2 protein-coding genes are annotated in these 2,930 nt (G+C 72.4%); both read right to left on the bottom strand.

The annotated features are described in order from the left end of the window. Positions 1-1,679 (bottom strand): beta-ketoacyl synthase N-terminal-like domain-containing protein (locus tag AB0N31_RS36385; RefSeq protein ID WP_366062820.1); only part of this gene is annotated, 1,679 nt, incomplete at its 3' end. Positions 1,680-1,817: 138 nt separating this feature from the next. After that, the coding region (locus AB0N31_RS36380; RefSeq protein ID WP_366062819.1) for a beta-ketoacyl reductase at positions 1,818-2,930 on the bottom strand (1,113 nt) is incomplete at its 5' end.

Below are 2,930 nucleotides of genomic sequence, written 5' to 3'. Positions count from 1 at the left end.
CTCGAGGCGTGCACCCGTGACGGCTCCGCACCGCCACCCTCCGCCAAGGCTCGTACGGCGTCGGTGAGTTCGGTGCGGTCGGTGCCCGTGACCACTGCGCGGTGGTCGAACGCCGTCCGTTCGGTGGCCAGTGACAGGGCGATGTCCTGTGCGGCGAGTGCGGGGTGGGTGTCCAGGTGGGCGAGCAGCCGTGCGGCCTGGTCACGGACCGCCTGCACGCTCTTGCCCGACAACACCCACGGAATCAGAGGCAGTTCGCCGCGTTCGGTGGTGTCCTGCTCCTCGGGGGCGGCCGGGGGCTCCTCGATGACGACGTGGGCGTTGGTGCCACCGAAACCGAAGGACGAGACACCAGCGCGACGCGGGCGGCCGTCGGTCGCGGGCCACTCGCGCGCCTCGGTCAGCAGCTCGACCGCGCCCGCGTCCCAGTCCACGTGACTGGACGGTTCTCCCACGTGGAGCGTTCTGGGCAACACCTCGTGCCGCATCGCCTCGATCATCTTGATGACGCCGCCGACGCCGGCGGCCGCCTGCGAGTGGCCGATGTTCGACTTGAGCGAGCCCAGATACAGCGGGTGCCCGGCCGGCCGGCCCTGACCGTAGGTGGCGAGGAGGGCCTGCGCCTCGATGGGATCACCCAGGCGGGTGCCCGTGCCGTGCGCCTCCACGGCGTCCACGTCGGCCGTGCTCAGACCGGCATTCGCCAGGGCGGCGAGGATCACGCGCTCCTGGGAGGGGCCGTTGGGGGCCGTCAGCCCGTTGCTCGCTCCGTCCTGGTTGACCGCGCTGCCCCGGATCACCGCCAGGACCCGGTGGCCGTTCTTCCGCGCGTCGGACAACCGCTCCACGAGGAGGAGGCCCACGCCCTCCGACCAGCCGGTGCCGTCCGCGTCCTCGGAGAAGGACCGGCAGCGGCCGTCGGCGGACAGACCACGCAGCCGGGAGAACTCCACGAACGCCGTCGGCGTCGACATGACGGCGACGCCGCCCGCGAGCGCGAGGTCGCACTCGCCGTTGCGCAGCGCGTTGACGGCCATGTGCATGGCGACGAGCGAGGAGGAGCAGGCCGTGTCGACCGTGACGGCCGGGCCCTCCAGACCGAAGGTGTACGCCATCCGGCCCGACGCGATGGAGCCCGCGCTGCCGCTGAAGAGATAACCCTCGTTGCCCTCGGCGGGCAGGCCGGGGCGGGAGCCGTAGTCGTTGTACATCACACCGGTGAAGACGCCGGTGCGGCTGCCGCGCAGGGCGGCCGGCAGGATGCCCGCGTTCTCCAGCGTCTCCCAGGCGGTCTCCAGCAGCAGGCGCTGCTGCGGGTCGATGGCGAGCGCCTCGCGCGGTGACATGCCGAAGAATTCGCGGTCGAACAGGTCCGCGTCGTGCAGGAAGCCGCCCTCGCGGACGTACGACGTGCCCGGCCGGTCGGGGTCCGGGTCGTACAGCTTCTCGACGTCCCAGCCGCGGTTGGAGGGGAACTCGCTGACGGCGTCGACCCCGTTCGCCACCAGGTCCCACAGGTCTTCGGGAGAGGACACACCGCCGGGGTAGCGGCACGCCATGCCGACGATCGCGATCGGCTCCTGCGCCTTGTCCTCGACCTCGCGCAGCTGCCTGCGCGCCTCGCGCGCGTCGGCGATGGCCTTCTTGAGGTACTCGCGGAGTTCCTGCTCGTTCGCCACTGATCTCAGCTCCCCGTCGTCATGTGGCTCGTGCTCGGTCTGGTGGTTCGTGCAGTGGTGTGCCGCAGCGGTGACCGCCGGGCGCGCGGGACCGCCCCGGAGCCGACCCCCTCGTCGGCTCCGGGAGCGGTCGCCCGGTCAGTTCAGGTCGTCGAGGAGCGCGAACAGTTCCTCGTCGCTCGCCTCGTCCAGGTCGTCGGCAGCCAGCAGCTCGTCGGCGGGCGTGCGGCCGCTCGCCTGCTCGGCGACGCCCAGCAGCTCGCGCAGCTGCCCGGCGACGCTTTCGTAGGCCGCGGGATCGGCGGCTGCCGACCGGACGGCGGCCCTGAGCCGGCCGAGCTCCTCGACCAGCGAGTCCGCGGGCGACGCCGTCTCCACCTTGATCTGCCGATGCAGGTGCGCGGCGAGGGCGGCGGGGCTGGGGTGGTCGAAGACCAGCGTGCTCGGCAGGCGCAGTCCGGTGGCGTTGTTGAGTTGGTTGCGGAGTTCGACCGCGGTCAGTGAGTCGAAGCCGATTTCCTGGAAGGCGCGTTGGGGGTCGACGGCGTGGGCGTCGGTGTGTCCGAGGACCGCGGCCACCTGGGTGCGTACGAGGTCGACGAGGGTCTGTTCGCGTTCCTCCGGGGAGAGGGCGCCCAGGCGCTGGGCCAGCGAGGGGCCCGCGTCCTGGCCGCCGGACCGGCCGGCCGAGGCGGCTGTGCGGCGGCGACCGGCCGGGACCAGGTCGCGCAGCAGCGGTGGCAGGCCGTCACCCGCCTTGCGCAGTGCGGCGAGGTCCAGGCCGCTGACGGCGAGGACCGGCTCGGTTCCCGCCAGGGCGGAGTCGAACAGCGCCATCGCCTCGTCCGTGGCCAAGGGCTTGAGGCCGATACGGGCCAGGCGGCGCAGGTCCGTCTCGTTCAGTTCGCCGCTGATGGTGCTGGTCTGGTTCCACAGGCCCCAGGCGAGTGACACGCCGGGCAGCCCGAGGGCCGCGCGGTGCTGGGCGAGGGCGTCCAGGTAGGTGTTGGCGGCGGCGTAGTTGGCCTGGCCGGCGTTGCCGATCAGGCCCGCGATCGAGGAGTAGACGACGAACGCGTCGAGTTCGTCGCCGAGGGTGGCCTCGTGCAGGTTCCACGCCGCTTCGGTCTTCGGCTTGAGCACGGCGTCCAGGCGCTCGGGGGTCAGGTCGGTGAGCACGGTGTCGTCGAGGATTCCGGCCGTGTGGACCACGGCCCTCAGGGGCCGGTCGGCCGGGACGGACGCCAGCAG

Origin of the sequence: Streptomyces sp. NPDC051051 (genome assembly GCF_040682975.1) — a bacterium.
In the GTDB taxonomy this organism is placed as follows: Bacteria; Actinomycetota; Actinomycetes; order Streptomycetales; family Streptomycetaceae; genus Streptomyces.
This window is presented reverse-complemented; position numbering and strand designations above follow the sequence as displayed.